The organism is Streptomyces sp. NBC_00178 (assembly GCF_036206005.1).
Taxonomy (GTDB): Bacteria; Actinomycetota; Actinomycetes; order Streptomycetales; family Streptomycetaceae; genus Streptomyces.
Window position 1 is genome coordinate 7,030,501 of the sequence record NZ_CP108143.1, and the last position, 14,680, is coordinate 7,045,180.

Sequence of the window (14,680 nt, forward strand, 5' to 3'; positions counted from 1 at the left end):
GTTCTGTCTACTCTACCTCTGCGGCGACCGTGAGTCGACGGTCCTCGACTGCCGGAACGCTCTCCGCGTGGACACCGGCGGGGGCCGCCGTCCCTGCCGCCGGCTCCGCCCGGCGGCCGCTGCGCAGCAGCCCGGGAAGCGCCACGAGCGCGAGCACGATGACCGCCGCACCGTACTCCCTCGCGGTCTGCACCAGACCGCCGTGCACCACGAGGACGCCGCCGATCACGGCCGGCAGGCCCAGACCCAGGTAGCACACCACGTAGAGGAGGGACAGCACCCCGGCGCGTTCGTGCAGTTCGACCTGCGGCATCACGAGCCGGATGCCGCCCTGGAATCCGCCGCCGAAGCCGAAGCCGGAGACCGCGGCGCCGATGAAGAAGCCGACCACGGAGGGTGTGCCGCCGTGCCCGGCGGCTATCGAGACCACGGTGATCACCACGCCGATGACCAGGGTGCTCACTCCGATCAGCATGACCTGTCGCGTCTCCCTGGTCCGCAGGACCAGCACGGACAGCCCGGCGGACCCGGCGAGTACGAACAGCGGCAGGCCGCCCCACACCACGGAGGTGGAGTGCACCAGGGTCCGGGTGATGGCCGGCCCCAGCGCTCCGTAGAGACCGGTCAGCGCCCAGACCGCGAACAGGACGGGCGCCGCGATCACCACGGACGCGCGCGCGGACCTGGGCAGCTTGATCTCGGGCACCAGGCTGGCCAGCGCACCCGGCTTACGGCTCGCGGTCTCACGCAGTCGCAGGACGGCGAGCGCCTGGAGCACGAACACCCCGAGCAGGACGAAGTACACGAGACGGGTCGGCCCGGGCAGGTACTGAACGATCAGCCCGGACACCAGGGCGCCGCTGGCCGTGCCCATCGTGGGCGCCAGGGAGTTCAGGAAGCCCCCCTTGCGGGGGTTGATGTCGAGCATGCCGGCGCCGAGGGCACCGACCGCGGCGCCCGTGCTCACGCCTTGGACGACACGGGCGACGAGGAGGGAGCCCACCCCGTCGGCGGTGGCGAACACGATCATCGCGAGGGCCTGCCCGATGAGGCTGACCAGCAGTACGGGCCGTCGGCCCACGTGGTCGGAGAACTTGCCGAAGACCAGGAGCGATGCCAGCACGGCGACCGCGTAGACACCGAACACGACGGTGATGGTGATCGGCGAGAAGCCCCAGTGGGCCTGGTAGATCGCGTAGAGCGGCGTGGGCGCGCTCGACGCGGCCAGCAGCGACACGAGGATCGAGGCGAGCAGGGCCAGCGACGCGGCGGGCCCCATGGCCCTCCCGCGCGGCGCGGCGTGCGCCGGCGTGCGCCCGGCCGTGTTGATGGAAGGGGCCGCTCGGCGAGCGACGGACGCGGTTCTCATGGATCACCCTCGGTGCTCGGCGGATAGGATGACCCCATACTAGACAGGTCTGTCTAGTTGACGGGCGCCTTCGAGCTGTGAGCCGCGTCGCACGGTGATCCACCCCCTCACATCCGTCGCTCCCCGCGTCCGGCCCCACCCGTTCCGTCACCTCGCTTCGGCGGCGGGGAGCGCCTGCCGTGCGACCGGTCACCGCCGGTGCACCGGTGGTGCGGAACGGGTTGCGTTCCGATGTGCGTGCCTGCCGGAGACACCTGGCACAGGAACGCCCGTGGGCGCGGCACACGGATGGTGTGCCGCGCCCACGGGCCGCTCCCGCACCCATTCGCGACGTCGGCGGGTGCCGGTCCTGCGCCGCTTACGGCCGGACCGAGGCGGCCTTGCGGGACCTGCCGCTGAACCCGTTGCGTACCCACCAGGCGGAGACGGCGACGAGCACGACCGCGAGCAACACGCAGATGCCCGTCGTCGCCCACTGCAGGGGCCAGAGGTCCGAGACGGGGTGGAACTCGGCCCAGCGCCCCGAGATGCCGTGGGAGCCGAGACACGGCCCGGGGTCCTTGGCGGCGAAGCACTCCCAGGCTTCGGGTACGCGCCTGCCGTCCGGCGACAGCGGCCCGTCGGCCACGAGCCACGCGTTGTCGGGGACCGGAGGTGTGACGGTGTGCTGGGCGGTGGCCGTGTGCCGGGGCGGGAGATGGGGGCGGGCCCACTCGATCACCGCGAAGAGGCCGCCCCCGAGCGCGAGTGTGGCACCCATGGCGAGGACCGTACGGCGCAGGTAGAGACCCAGGGTCACTCCCAGCAGGTAGATCAGGACACCCAGACCGACGACGACGGGCCCCACCCCGTAGAAGGGGTACCAGTACTGCCACTGACGGTATCCGGCCGTCTCGGCGATCGGGTGCCACCACCAGGTCATCGCCGCCGCCATCACACCGCTGATGACCACGACCATGGCGAGGGGCACGCACAGCTTCGCCATGAACCAGCGCATGCGGGTGACGGACTGCGTGGCCACCGTGCGGTACGTCCCGGACTCCAGTTCCTGCGCGAGCTGCGGCCCGCCGAGGAACAGGCCGAACAGGAACGGAAGCAGGAGCATGGCCTGCAGCGGGCGCCGGATCGGGTTCTGGTAGTCGTTCTGGAACGCCACCAGCTTCCGTACGCAGTCGATGGAGTCCGCGTGCGCGTGACAGTCCTGCAGGTGCTGCGCGCCGGCCGCCGCGGCCACGTTCTGGTGCTGCACGACGGCATACACCGCGAGTGCTGCCGCGGCTGCGAGCCCGAGCCAGAAGGCGGTGCGGTTCTGCCGCCAGATCAACCAGGTCAGCCCGCTCAGCCGCGGGCGGCGGGAGCGCTCTCGTGTCCGTGGGGCGTTGGTGCTCATGCCGCCACCTCGCTGCCGTCGGCGACCCGCGCGCTCGGAGCGAGCAGAGCCGGTGCGTCGGGTGCGCGCAGGTATCCGATCACGAGTTCCTCGAGCGTGGGAGGGGGGAGGCCAGGGTCGTGCGACGCTGCCGGACCGGTCCGGACCAGTGAGGTGATCCGGCCGTCCCCGCCGGACGTCGCTATCACCGTGTGTCCTTCGAGATCCTTCCGGTGGCGCTCGTGATCGGGGGAGTCGGTGGTGAGCCGGCGGTGCTGGGCGAGGAGGGTGTCCACCTCACCGGCCAGACGCACGGTGCCGCTGTTGACCAGCACGAGGTAGTCGCAGGCGCTCTCCAACTCGGAGACCAGGTGCGAGGACATCACGACGGTCGAGCCGTTCTTCCGGGCCTCCGCCTGCAGGAGATCCGTCATCTGATGGCGCACCAGGGGGTCCAGATCGGCCATGGGCTCGTCCAGGAGCATCAGCCGGGGCCGCTTGCCCAGGGCCAGGGCGAAGGCGACTCGGGTGGACTGCCCGCCCGAGAGCGTGCCGACGCGGGCACTCATGGGGATGTTGCCGGCTTCGATGACCGCCTCGGCCGTCTCCTGGTGCCACGTGGGATTGAGCTCTCGCCCCATCCGGAGGATCTCGTGCACCCGGAAGCGGGGGTAGAGGGCCTTCTGCTGGCTGAGGAAGGCGGTACCCTCGCGCGCTTCGGCGCTGCCCGGATGGTGCCCGGAGACCGTGATCGCGCCGTCGGTGGGCTCGATCAGGTTCGCGGCCATGGACAGAAGGGTGGTCTTTCCGGCGCCGTTGGGGCCGACCAGCGCGCAGATGCGTCCGGCGGGGAGGCGGAAGGAGGTGTCGCGCAGCGCCCACCCGCGCCGGTAGCGCCGTCCGAGGCCGACGGCCTCGATCGCTGGGACGCGGAGGGCCCCTTGGCCCCTGGGTGAATCGGTCATGACGTACTGGCCTGTGGTCTTTCCGTAGGTGATGGCGCGGGGGAGGCCGGGGGCATCCCGTGGATGCGGCTCGCCGGACGGGGCCGGGGCCGGTGCTGTTGTGCTCGGACGGCCCGCGCCCGCCGGGGACTTAGGGACAGCCCTCGGTTCGCGTGCATGCGACGAGGCCGCGGAGCAGGCGCGGATATCGCGGATGCCGATCAGGAGAAGGCCGCGATCCGTGCCGTGGCCGCGAGACGACCGGTCCGGAGTTCCGGTCGGGACCGGTGAAAGGCCACGGCTCGTGCCGGAGGCTGTCCGTTCGGCGGCCACTGGTACGTGTCCATGTGCGGGCGACACTCGTGGGTGTCCGAGTGCGGGCGCCGCTCATGCGTGTCCGGGTGCGGGCGCCCGCACCCGGACACGCATGAGCGGCGCCCCAACTCCTCGCCTCAGCCGCGTGTTTGCGTACGGCCGGCCGACGCGTGCCGCTGGACCAGTGCCGCCACGGCGAGGAAGGCTCCGCCGACGGCCAGCCCGGCCACCGCGCCGAGCCCGGGAACGTTCAGCAGGTGCAGTGCCACGTGGGCCCAGGCCCGCTCCAGGATGTGCACAGCCGCGAACACGGTGACGAACAGTCCCGTGACGGCCAGCAGGACCGCGGGGATTCCGGCCCGCATGAAATCTTCGGAAAGCTTCTTGAGGTTCATGTCCGTCACGCTAATGATCTGGTGAGGTGGCGGACTTCGGCCATTGGTACGCGCAGTTCGCAGACCAAGGGCGCATGGGTGTGCGGGATTTCTATACTTTGGTAGGCGGAGGCTGCGCCGATTTCCTCATCGGAGCGGTGCGGGACCGCGGCCCCGGGCTCGTGAGCGGGGCGGTACCGGTGGCAGGTCGCCCCTGCGGGCGGCTGCACGGCCCCTCCGCCGCCCGCGCCCGCCCAGCACGGTGGGTGGCTCGCCGGCCGGTGACCGCAGCCGGGCCGAGGGGCTGTGCATGACGCGTCGGCCCATCCATGTGCTTGACAAAGCAAATATATACAGATTTACTTTCCCGGACAAGCATTGCCGACGGGGTGCGGTCACCGACCGGTGACCGCAGCCCAGCGGCCAATCCGGCGGCCGCGCGGCCACCACCAGGCGGAGGAGTGAAGGTGGCTGAATCGCCCGTCGCCGTGTTCGACCGGCTGGTCCGGCAGGACGCGTCGGGTTCCACGCCGGTCCTGTTCGACACGGCCTGCGTGCTCGGTGGGAGTGTCGCCGGTCTTCTGGCCGCCCGGATCCTCGCCGACCACGCCACCGAGGTGCTGGTCATCGAGCGGGACGAGGCCGACGTGACCGGGCGGGCGCGGGCAGGTGTTCCGCACGACCGGCAGGCCCACGTGGTGATGCCGGGCGGGCTCGCACTGATGGAACGCTGGCTGCCCGGCATCACGGAGGAGATGCGCGAGAACGGCGGAGTCCTCGTCACCCCGGACGGGATGGACCTCTTCGTCGACGGAGTCGAGCAGGTGCGCACCGGCGAAGGGCGCATGCTTCTCTCCAGCCGCCCCTTCCTGGAATCGGCTTTGCGCCGCCGCGTACTCGGCCTGCCCAACGTCTCGGCCGTCACGGCACAGGTGACGGGTCTCGTGTACCGGGGCGACGCGGTGAGCGCCGTCCGGTACGTGGAGGCCGACAGCGAGGACATCCTGCCCGTCGACTTCACCGTGGACGCGATGGGCCGTTCCAGCAGTCTCTCGGACTGGCTGGACGAAGCGGGCTACAGTCGGCCGTACCAGCAGCGCACGGAGACCGGCATCCACTACGCGACCGCCGTGTTCGGCGGAACCGCAACGGACACGGACCGGCGACTCACGTCACTCCAGTACCCCCGGTTCGCGGGTCCGGGAGGACTGGCCGCAGGCATGGTCGTGCCGATCGAGGACGACCTGCGGATGGTCGGCCTGCTCGTCTACGGAGGCAACAGGCCTCCCGGGTCGATCGAGGAATTCCGTGCGCTCTGTGACAGGCTTCCGGCGCCCTTCGGCAGGGCCGCCGCCGGTGTCGTCGTCCGCGACGTACTGAGATTTCGTCAGGCCACCAGCATACGAAGGGACTTCGGCGGCCTCACGCGCTTCCCGGCCCGCGTCGTCAGCGTCGGGGACGCGGCGGTGTCCCTCAACGCGAGGTACGCGCAGGGCGTCTCCTCGGCCGCTCTGCACGCGGCCTGCCTGGCCGACTACCTCGCTCACGACCCCGACCCCGCCCTTCCGGCGGAGCGCTTCTTCGCTTCGCAGAAGGTCGCGACGGACGCGGTATGGGACCCTTCCACGAGCGCCGACGCCGTACGCACGGACATCCTCCGGGGAGTCGCCGCGGACGAAGAAAGCGAGCAGCAACGGTCCGCGATGGAGCAGCTCGCGCAGGCCGCTCTGACCGACCGTACGACAGCCGACGCGTGCCAGGCGGTCCGGTTCGTGTTGGCCCACCCCGACACCCTGGCCGACCCGGCGCTGATCGAGCGGGCCGTGGCCGTGAACCAGCGGGCGAGCACGCCTTCATGAAGCGCGAACCGCACGGCCCGCCATGAGACCTGCGCCGGCACGGACGGCATGAGCCGACGCGCCGGCGAGGCAGAACCCACCCTGGCCCGACCCTCAACCGGGACAGGCCCGGTGGGCTTGCGCACAACCCCAGTAACGCATCATTCGCATCCGTCTCACGACACTCCGAGAAAGAACCATCATGTATATAGCAGCCGTTATCCTCAGCATCCTGCTCGCCCTCGCCGTCCTCGCCGGTGGCGCCCCCAAGGTGCAGCTCAAGGGTGACGTGCCCGACGGCCTGATCCAGAAGGGCCTCGGCGCCGCCATGGTCCGGTTCATCGGCATGGCCGAGGTCGCTGCCGGCATCGGCCTCGTCGTGGGCATCTGGTGGCAGCCGCTGGGCATCGCGGCGGCTGCCGGCCTGGCAGTAGTGTTCGTCGGTGCGATCTGCTTCCACGCGAAGTGGGGCGACTACCGGGACAGTGCCACCCGCAACGCGGCCATGGCGCCGTTCGTGTTCCTGGTCCTCGCCGCAGCCACCATCGTCACCTTGGCCGCATCGATCTGACGGCACGCCCGTTGGACGCCGGTGCGGACCGGTGAGTCGTCGAGCGAGAAGGAAGACCTGTGAAGGAACAACAGATCAGCATCGCCGGGCAGCGGATCACCTACACCGCATCGGCGGGCACGGGCCGGACGGTCGTCCTGGTGCACGGGAACTCCTCCTCCAGCCGTGTCTGGCGACACCTGCTCGACGGCCCCTTCGGAGAGCGGTACCGCTGTCTCGCACCGGATCTGCCCGGTCACGGCGGTTCGGCGCACACCGGGAAGGCCGACGACTACTCGCTGCGGTCCTACGCTTCGACGCTCACCGGCTTCGTCCGTGAACTGCGCGCCGAGGACGCGGTGGTGGTCGGCTGGAGCCTGGGCGGACACATCGCCCTCGAAGCAGCCTCCGCGTTGCCCGAGGCCGTGGGGTTCGTCCTCTTCGGAACCCCGCCCGTCGGCAGCCCTGCCGATGTCGGCAGGGCCTTCCTGCCGAACCCGGCCATGAACGTGGGATTCACCCCGGACGTGGACGCCGAGGCGGCCGCGGCCTACGCCAGGAGTTTCCTGGCTCCCGGATCGGCACTGCCGACCGACGAGCTCGTCGCGGACGTGCTCGCCACCGACGGGGCGGCTCGCGCCGGTCTCCTGGCGAGCCTCCAGGCCGGGGCCTTCGCCGACGAGAGGGCCGTCGTGGAACACCTGACGCGGCCCCTGGCGGTGTTGCACGGTGAGGGTGAACAACTGGTCAGCTCGGAGTACCTGAACGACATCAGGATGCCGACGCTCTGGGGCGGTACCGTGCACATGCTGCCCGGCGTCGGACACGCCCCGCACCTGGAGGCGCCGGAGGACTTCGCGGACGTCCTCACCCGGTTCATCTCCGACCTGGACTGACCCACGGCATGCGCGACGGCAGGGCGTCGGTGATCCGGCCGGACCACTCGGCCGGGGCACCGAGCACCCGAGCCCGGCCCGGGCTCCGCCGGACCGCCTGCCGCGAGGTGTGCCGGAGGCGGGACCACGCACCGAAGGCCGACGAGTATCAGCTCGTCGGCTTCGGTGTTTCCACGGGTGCACCCCGTGCGTCAGGCTGCTGCTCCGGAGTCGTGCGGTTCAGGAGCTCCGGACCCCTCCGGCGTCCCGGCCGCGCCGGAGCGGCCTCCCAGGAAGCCGGCCCACCCTTCCGCAGGCTGCTCGCCGACATCCAGCCCACGCAGTGCGGCCAGCGCATCGGGCCGCTGTACGTCGAGCCAGTCGGTGAACTGGCGGAAGGAGACGAGACGTACGTCGCCGCCGTTGTCCCTCTCCCGGGCGATGTGCTCGAGAGCCTTCTCCACGGCGTCCATGTAGATGCCGCCGTTCCACTGCTCGAAATGGTTGCCGATGAAGAACGGAGCCCGGTTCGACTCGTACGCCCGCTGGAAGCCGGAGATGTAGGCCTGGGTGGCCTGATCCCGCCAGCCCGGGTAGTTGTAGGCCGGAGCCTGCGTCGAGTTGACCGACTGGTTGGCCAGCATGTTGTAGTCCATCGACAGGACCTCGAAGGAGTGTCCGGGGAAGGGAATCTGCTGCAACGGGAAGTCCCACACACCCTCCCTCTTCACGGGCCAGACCTGACGGCCCCCGGGTGAGGAGGCGTCGTAGCGCCAGCCGAGCGCGCGTGCCGTGGGAAGCAGGCTGTCCTGACCGAGCAGGCACGGGGTCCGGGCGCCCACCAGTTCCTTGTCGTAGTCGAAGGGCAGGGGCGGTTCGTCGGTCCAGCCGGTATTGGTCCGCCACTCCTTCACGAACGACTTGGCCTGGTCTATCTCCGAACGCCACTGCTGGGGCGTCCAGTTGCCGACACTGCCATGTCCGCCACAGAAGTGGCCGTTGAAGTGCGTGCCGATCTCATGGCCCTCCAGCCAGGCCCGGCGCACGTTCGACAGGGTGGCCCGGACGTGCTCGTCGGTGAGATAGCCGATGTCCGAGGCACCGAGCGGGTTGTTCGGAGGGTCGTACAGCCGCTTCTTCGACTCGGGGAGCAGATACAGGCCCGAGAGGAAGAACGTCATGTACGCGCCGTGCTGCTGGGCAAGGTCGAGGAAGCGGGGGAAGAGACCGGTGCCCACCTCGCCCGCACCGTCCCAGGAGAAGACCACGAACTGGGGAGGGGTCTGTCCGGGCTCCAGCGGCACGGGTGCGGCCGGCTGATGCGGCTGCTTTCCGGTGAAGGAGGTCGAACCGTCGCCGATGAGCCGGGCGGTGGGTTCGGCGGGTCCTGGGGTGCCGGGGGCCGCGGGAGTGTCACTCGGGCCCGCGGCCGCGTGCGCACTCTTTGGGGATGTCACGGAGCGGCACGCCGCGAGTCCTACGGCGGCCGCTGCTCCCGCGCTCAGGCCGAGTATCCCCCTGCGAGTGAAAGTGCGCATGAACGCCCCATTCGTCTGTTCTCCTGCATGTACATCTTGCTTGACATATCAAGGTACGACAGTGTCGGCATATTCGTGTATCCAGCATGAGTAATGTCACGGGCGCCTCTGCCGAACCTGCGCCGGGGGCCGGCGGGCGGCAAGGCCCGGGACGCCACCAGGTGTGGCGTCCGGGCCTTTCGACTCCACTGCGTCCTCGTGTCACGACGGTGCGTCTTCCGCTGCTCCCGGCTCCCCGCGGACCGGCTGTGCACGCGGCTCGGCGGCAGTGGCGTGCCGGCCGCGTGGAGCGCCCGGCGGTTCACACACGGAAGGCGCCCGAACGCCACCGCACATGAAGGACGGCGGGAGTCCCCACCGCTCGGTGCGGTGCAGGGCCCCGCCGTACCGGACGGCCGGGACGTGGACGCGCCGCTGACCGCCGGCAGGTGTCACCCGCGCCCGGCAGCCCGCGCACCCCGCGCACCCCTGTTCCGCACCCGCTCCATGTGGTAGTCCGTCATCCTGACCTGCCGGGTGCGGCGGCGGAACGACAGCGCGGTGCCGGGCCACAGGACCGTGTTCCGGCCCGACCGCGGGTCCTGGTACCAGCTGCGGCAACCTCCGGACTGCCATACGGTGCCGGCCATACGCTCGCCCATCCAGCCGTTGAACGCCTCCTGGACTTCCGGACGCACCTCGAGCGAGTCCGTACGGCTGCGGCGCATCCGGCGCATGAGGGTGACGACGTGACGGGCCTGCGCCTCGATCATGAAGATCTGCGAGTTGTGCCCGAGCCCGGTGTTCGGCCCGACCATCAGGAACATGTTGGGGAACCCGGCGACGGTGGTGCCGAGATAGGCCTGATTGCCTTCCCCCCACGCTTCGGCGAGCGTCACGCCGTCCCGGCCCGTGATGTCGATCCGGACGGTGTTCCGGGAGTCGAATCCGGTTCCGAAGACCAGGACGTCGGCCGGCACCTCGACTCCGTCGTCACCGACCACGGCACCGGGCCGCACCTCACCGACCCCACCGCGCCGCACCTGGACGTGGGGCTGGACCAGAGCGGGATACCAGTCGCTGGAGACCAGGAGCCGCTTGCAGCCGAGGGCGTAGTCCGGTGTGACCGTGGTCCGCATGCCGGGGTCCGGAACCTGCCTCTCGATCAGCCTGCGCGCCAGGGCCTCCGTCTTCGCCATGCCCCGCGGGTCACCGAGGAATCCGGCGGCACGCTCCTCGTGGATCCGGAACAGCCGCTCGCGCACCCACCAGCGGTAGGGAGGGAACCACCGGGCGAGCAGACGGTGGCGTCCGTCGAAGGGGCGGTCCGCCTTGGGGACCACCCACGGCGCGGTGCGCTGGAAGACGGTGAGTTCCGCGACCGTGTCCACGATCGCCGGCACGAACTGGATCGCGCTGGCGCCCGCGCCGATGACCGCCACCCGCTTGCCGCTGAGGTCGACGTCGTGCCGCCAGGCCGCGGAGTGGAAGACCGGCCCGCCGAAGGAATCGACCCCGGGCAGATCCGGGTACGCGGGATGATGCAGCGGGCCCACCGCGGAGACGAGGAAGCGCGCCCGGTAGGTCTCGCCGACCGAGGTCGTCACCTCCCACCGTGCCTCCGCCCCGATCCACCGGGCGCTGTCGACCCGCCGGCCGAACCGGGCGCGGCCGACGAGCCGTCGCCGGTGCGCGACATCACGCAGATAGCCCAGGATCTCCGGCTGCCTGGCGAAGAGCCTGCTCCAGTCGGCCTTCTGATCGAAGGAGTACGAGTACAGAGGGGAGGGGATGTCACATCCGCACCCCGGATACGTGTTGTCCCGCCAGGCGCCGCCGAGGTCGTCGGCGGCCTCGAGAATCACGAACGACGAGAAACCCGCCCTGTCGAGCATGGCCGCGACGCCCAGCCCGCTGAACCCGGCGCCCACGATCACGACGTCGACGGCGGTGGGCGACGGGAGTTCTCCGGTGACCGGTTCAGCGGGGGAGTGCATCGGTCTCCTCGCCGGCGCCGCCCGCAAGCGGCAGGACGTCGTCCGGGGCGGTGAGCGCGATCTCCACGAGACTGCGCTTGAGGACCTTGCCGGACGCGTTGCGCGGCAGTTCCTCCACGAAGAGGTACTCGGAGGGCACCTTGTAGTCGGCCAGCGAGGCCGCGGCGTGCTCGCGCAGCGACTCGATGTCGAGGGAGCCGCCGGAGCGGGGCACGACCACCGCGCGCACCCGTTCGTCCAGAATCGGGTCGCTCACGCCGACCACGGCGACATCGGCGACGTCGGGATGCGTGTTCAGCGCGTTCTCGACCTCCAGGCAGTAGACGTTCTCCCCGCCACGGATGATCATGTCCTTGAGCCGGTCGAGCACACGCACGAAGCCCTCGCCGTCCACGCTGCCGACGTCTCCCGTGTGCAGCCACCCGTCCACGAAGGCCGCCGCGGTGGCGTCCGGGTTGTTCCAGTACCCTGCCGTCACCGCGGGGCCGCGCATGCACAACTCGCCGACCGTGTCCCGCAGATCCTCCGGCCGGCCACCGCCGACCGAGACGGCGACCTCGAGACCCGCCACGGGGCGGCCCACCGTTCCGGCATGCCCGGCGTACTCCTCGCCCTCGGTGTAGGTGGTGATCGAGGTGCCCTCGGTCAGCCCCCACACGTTGGCGAGGGTGAGACCGGGCAGGCGCCTGGCGACCTCGCCCGGGAAGTCTTCGGGGACCGGTGAGCCACCCATGACGAAGAGCCGCAGGCTCGACAGATCGGGGGCGGTGTGTTCGGCTTCGAGGAGGATCAGGCGGAGCATCGCGGCGACGCCGGCGAAGAACGTGATCCGCTCCCGGGCCATCAGCTCCACCACGGTCTTCGCCTTGAACTCCGGCGTGAAGATGCAGCAGCCGCCGGCCGTGATGAATCCGACGAACTGGGACACCACGCCGACCGCGTGGAACATCGGAGCGGCGATGAGCGTCCGTTCGCCGGGCCTGGCACCGAGGCGCTCGCGCACGGTGCCCGCGTTGAAGAGCAGGTTCGCGTGCGTGTGCATCGCACCCTTCGGCCTGCCCGTGGTGCCCGAGGTGTACAGCAGGTGAGCCACGTCGGAGGCGTCCCGCTCGCAACCGGGCAGCGTACTCGGGTCGACGTCCGCGGTTCCCGGCTCCGGAGCGGCCACCACCGCCTCCACCGGGACGATGCGCTCGGCGAACTCTCCCGGGACGCGGGAGCCCAGCCTCCCTTCCGTGGCGTCCGTGACGATCACCCCGGCAGCGCTGTCGCTGAAGACATGGGTGAGCTCGGGACCGGCGAGCCGGGTGTTCACCAGGACGGCGATGGCCCCGGCCAGCTGAACCCCGATGTAAGTGACGGCGTACTCCCAGCAGTTCGGGAGGAGGATCGCCACCCGGTCGCCCGGCCCGACTCCCAGGTGCCTCAACCGGACCGCGACGGCGGTGGCTCGTCGCAGCACCTCGTCGTGCCGCAGACGGACGGGCCCGTCCACCACTGCCTCACGCCCACCGTGCTCGGTACCGATCTCGATGAATCCGCGAGCAAGAGTCTTCGCGCGCATCACAGCTCCCTGGCGTGTGTCGGAAGGAGGAAGGAGAGGGGCTGTTGCCGGATCAGGACACCATCGGCCTCGTACATCCCGGGAAACGGCCCCTACGTGTTCGCACACACTCGGCGCAACAACCGGAAGCGGCACACGTATCTCCGTGATCGTACAACGACCCGTCAGCCATGCGGTCGCGCGGCGGTGATCGCTGCGGGGGCGAACACCACGGACTCCGGTCGATGGCGGAGGGCGGCGCGAACAAGTTGCTTGACCAGGCAATTGATGCGTTAGGCTGGCGCCCGAAGCGGACGTGGCGCGGACCCCGGACCGTCTGCTCTCCGGCGGGCGCGATGTCGGGCGGGTCATGGTGCTTGCGTGCGACTCGGGGCCGCAATGGCAGTGGCCCGGGCCCGTCGACCGGTTCGGGAATCGCGTGACGGAATGAGGGCAAGGCGCTCGCGTGCTTTGCGAACCCCTTTCTGTGTATCGGGTGGCAGCGGATTCCAGAAGTTCGGTTTGGGCTGCAATGAATCTGCCGCTCGGTGGTCCCGGCTTATGCGGACTTTCGCCTTCGGTGAATCGAGGGTGCCCGGGTTGCTGTACGCGAAGCAGCGGAATGCGCGTGATCATGGGGAATCTTGTGTGCGACCTGCCGGTCCGGCTTTACGGCCGGTCCGTCACTCCGAGTGCTTTTCTCGCGTCGCGTCGAATCGGTCTGCCGCCACAGGCGGCACCGTCTGTGACGGCGGGCTGTGCGACCGCGGCGCGGTGACGCGGGCGGCGCCCGGGACCAGCTTTTGGTGGTCCCGGGCGCCTGGCGTGGGCGGGTTCCGTCCCCACGAACTCCCGCCCAGTCCCCTGATGCCATGACTTCATCAGGGGAGTCTCTGTGGTTGTGCCGCCTTGGGGCGCCGGCGATGCGGAGCCGAGTGGCGCGGTCGGCGCGAGGAAAGCAGGCGTCCCCTGTTCCGTCTCTCCGCGTGACCATGCGCGGAACGGGCGTGAAGTCCGTTCTCGGGCTTTCGGCGTCGCCGCGTTGGGTGGGGCGGCGACCCGAAGCCGGCCTCGCGGTGGGAGGCCTGTGTGAGTCGTGGATTCGGCAGCTCTTTGAAGCGGTCGACGGCGCGAACTCGTCAGGCGTCGACTGTTCGGCCGACACCTGAATAAGTGCACTGTAACAGGATCCCGTGGGGCTGGATATTGTCGGCCGTTATCGGTGATCGCACCGACTGGAGTGCCGATGGTTCACGGTCGGCGCAATGTGTGACCGGTATCACCAGGCCGCGAGCGGAGGTGTCGGTCGAAATACCGGAGGTGAGCAGCGTCATATCGACGGTATCCGCTTTTTGTTTTCAGGGGTTCGCGCCGACAGTAGGGTGACTTGTGGATGACGCTGCGCTGGTCGTCCGGTTTCGATCCGAAGCCACGCGGGACCGTGCATGAGCGGCGCCGGCGAGGCGCATCCTTGCGGGCAACTCGGGAGCTGAGGTGGCGGTGTCATGAGTCGGACCTCCACGACGGCTCCCCGGAAACGGGATCTTCCCCTGGGTTCCCGGGCTCCCCGCGTGGTGAGACGTACTCCCCTCCTTCACCTGCTGTGGAAGGCCGGCGTCTTCGTCGTCGGTGCGGTGGTCGTCGCGACCGGCATCGTCCTGTTGCCGTTGCCCGGGCCGGGATGGCTCGTGATCTTCGGTGGTATGGCTGTCTGGGCGACCGAGTTCGTGTGGGCACAGCGCGTGCTGCGCTGGACCCGGCGGAAGGTCACCGAGGTGACCCGCCGTGCACTCGACCCAAGGGTGCGGCGGCGAAACTCGGTCATCGTGGTGATCGGGCTCGTGCTTGCGGCCGGTGGGGTGGGCGCATATGTCTGGAGGTTCGGTGTCTTCACGCTCTGAACGGCACGGATACCGGCGTAGCCTCGCCCGGGCCCGCGCGGTTGACGGGCCGACGGGCGAGGTCCGTCCGGCCTGCGGCCCGTCGGCT

The 14,680-nt window shown here is 70.1% G+C and carries 11 protein-coding genes; 4 read left to right on the forward strand and 7 right to left on the reverse strand.

All coding sequences use genetic code 11. The features are described 5' to 3' along the window. Nucleotides 1-7 precede the first annotated feature (7 nt). From OHT61_RS30975 to OHT61_RS30990, 4 genes are all read right to left on the reverse strand, one after another. Nucleotides 8-1,279: an MFS transporter gene (locus OHT61_RS30975; RefSeq protein ID WP_329042747.1), complete on the reverse strand. Its 1,272-nt coding sequence runs from the start codon at nucleotides 1,277-1,279 to the stop codon at nucleotides 8-10. 448 nt (nucleotides 1,280-1,727) lie between these two features. Beyond that, complete coding sequence (locus tag OHT61_RS30980; protein WP_329042748.1) at nucleotides 1,728-2,759, reverse strand: ABC transporter permease; 1,032 nt, start codon at nucleotides 2,757-2,759, stop codon at nucleotides 1,728-1,730. Further along, nucleotides 2,756-3,703, reverse strand: coding sequence for an ABC transporter ATP-binding protein (locus tag OHT61_RS30985; protein WP_329042749.1), 948 nt, complete (start codon nucleotides 3,701-3,703; stop codon nucleotides 2,756-2,758). The genes OHT61_RS30980 and OHT61_RS30985 overlap by 4 nt, the downstream gene beginning before the upstream one ends. A gap of 431 nt (nucleotides 3,704-4,134) precedes the next feature. Further along, nucleotides 4,135-4,392 carry a hypothetical protein gene (locus OHT61_RS30990; protein ID WP_329042751.1) on the reverse strand — a complete coding sequence of 86 codons (258 nt, stop codon included), beginning with the start codon at nucleotides 4,390-4,392 and terminating at the stop codon, nucleotides 4,135-4,137. Nucleotides 4,393-4,838: 446 nt separating this feature from the next. Here OHT61_RS30990 and OHT61_RS30995 point away from each other — a divergent pair, with 446 nt between their 5' ends. From OHT61_RS30995 to OHT61_RS31005, 3 genes are all read left to right on the forward strand, one after another. After that, a complete protein-coding gene (locus OHT61_RS30995; protein ID WP_329042753.1) occupies nucleotides 4,839-6,230 on the forward strand; it encodes an FAD-dependent oxidoreductase in 1,392 nt (463 codons plus the stop codon). 181 nt (nucleotides 6,231-6,411) lie between these two features. Next, nucleotides 6,412-6,780, forward strand: coding sequence for a DoxX family protein (locus OHT61_RS31000; protein ID WP_329042754.1), 369 nt, complete (start codon nucleotides 6,412-6,414; stop codon nucleotides 6,778-6,780). 59 nt (nucleotides 6,781-6,839) lie between these two features. Then, entirely contained in the window at nucleotides 6,840-7,655 is an 816-nt protein-coding gene (locus OHT61_RS31005; protein ID WP_329042755.1) for an alpha/beta fold hydrolase, read from the forward strand. A 191-nt stretch (nucleotides 7,656-7,846) separates the two neighbouring features. Here OHT61_RS31005 and OHT61_RS31010 read toward each other — a convergent pair whose 3' ends face one another. From OHT61_RS31010 to OHT61_RS31020, 3 genes are all read right to left on the reverse strand, one after another. Beyond that, nucleotides 7,847-9,172: a hypothetical protein gene (locus OHT61_RS31010; protein WP_329042757.1), complete on the reverse strand. Its 1,326-nt coding sequence runs from the start codon at nucleotides 9,170-9,172 to the stop codon at nucleotides 7,847-7,849. A gap of 431 nt (nucleotides 9,173-9,603) precedes the next feature. Then, nucleotides 9,604-11,148, reverse strand: coding sequence for a flavin-containing monooxygenase (locus tag OHT61_RS31015; RefSeq protein ID WP_329042758.1), 1,545 nt, complete (start codon nucleotides 11,146-11,148; stop codon nucleotides 9,604-9,606). Next, complete coding sequence (locus OHT61_RS31020) at nucleotides 11,132-12,712, reverse strand: class I adenylate-forming enzyme family protein (RefSeq protein WP_329042760.1); 1,581 nt, start codon at nucleotides 12,710-12,712, stop codon at nucleotides 11,132-11,134. The genes OHT61_RS31015 and OHT61_RS31020 overlap by 17 nt, the downstream gene beginning before the upstream one ends. Before the next feature lie 1,484 nt (nucleotides 12,713-14,196). On the opposite strand from OHT61_RS31020, the gene OHT61_RS31025 reads away from it, so the two are divergent. Next, complete coding sequence (locus tag OHT61_RS31025) at nucleotides 14,197-14,592, forward strand: TIGR02611 family protein (protein WP_329042761.1); 396 nt, start codon at nucleotides 14,197-14,199, stop codon at nucleotides 14,590-14,592. The last annotated feature ends 88 nt before the right edge of the window (nucleotides 14,593-14,680 follow it).

Bases quoted from the DNA above. Each gene is read 5' to 3' on its own strand.
- OHT61_RS30975 (WP_329042747.1), bottom strand. From the start codon at position 1,279: ATGGGGCCCGCCGCGTCGCTGGCCCTGCTCGCCTCGATCCTCGTGTCG.
- OHT61_RS30980 (WP_329042748.1), bottom strand. From the start codon at position 2,759: ATGAGCACCAACGCCCCACGGACACGAGAGCGCTCCCGCCGCCCGCGG.
- OHT61_RS30985 (WP_329042749.1), bottom strand. From the start codon at position 3,703: ATGACCGATTCACCCAGGGGCCAAGGGGCCCTCCGCGTCCCAGCGATC.
- OHT61_RS30990 (WP_329042751.1), bottom strand. From the start codon at position 4,392: ATGAACCTCAAGAAGCTTTCCGAAGATTTCATGCGGGCCGGAATCCCC.
- OHT61_RS31000 (WP_329042754.1), top strand. From the start codon at position 6,412: ATGTATATAGCAGCCGTTATCCTCAGCATCCTGCTCGCCCTCGCCGTC.
- OHT61_RS31010 (WP_329042757.1), bottom strand. From the start codon at position 9,172: ATGCGCACTTTCACTCGCAGGGGGATACTCGGCCTGAGCGCGGGAGCA.
- OHT61_RS31015 (WP_329042758.1), bottom strand. From the start codon at position 11,148: ATGCACTCCCCCGCTGAACCGGTCACCGGAGAACTCCCGTCGCCCACC.
- OHT61_RS31020 (WP_329042760.1), bottom strand. From the start codon at position 12,712: ATGCGCGCGAAGACTCTTGCTCGCGGATTCATCGAGATCGGTACCGAG.
- OHT61_RS31025 (WP_329042761.1), top strand. From the start codon at position 14,197: ATGAGTCGGACCTCCACGACGGCTCCCCGGAAACGGGATCTTCCCCTG.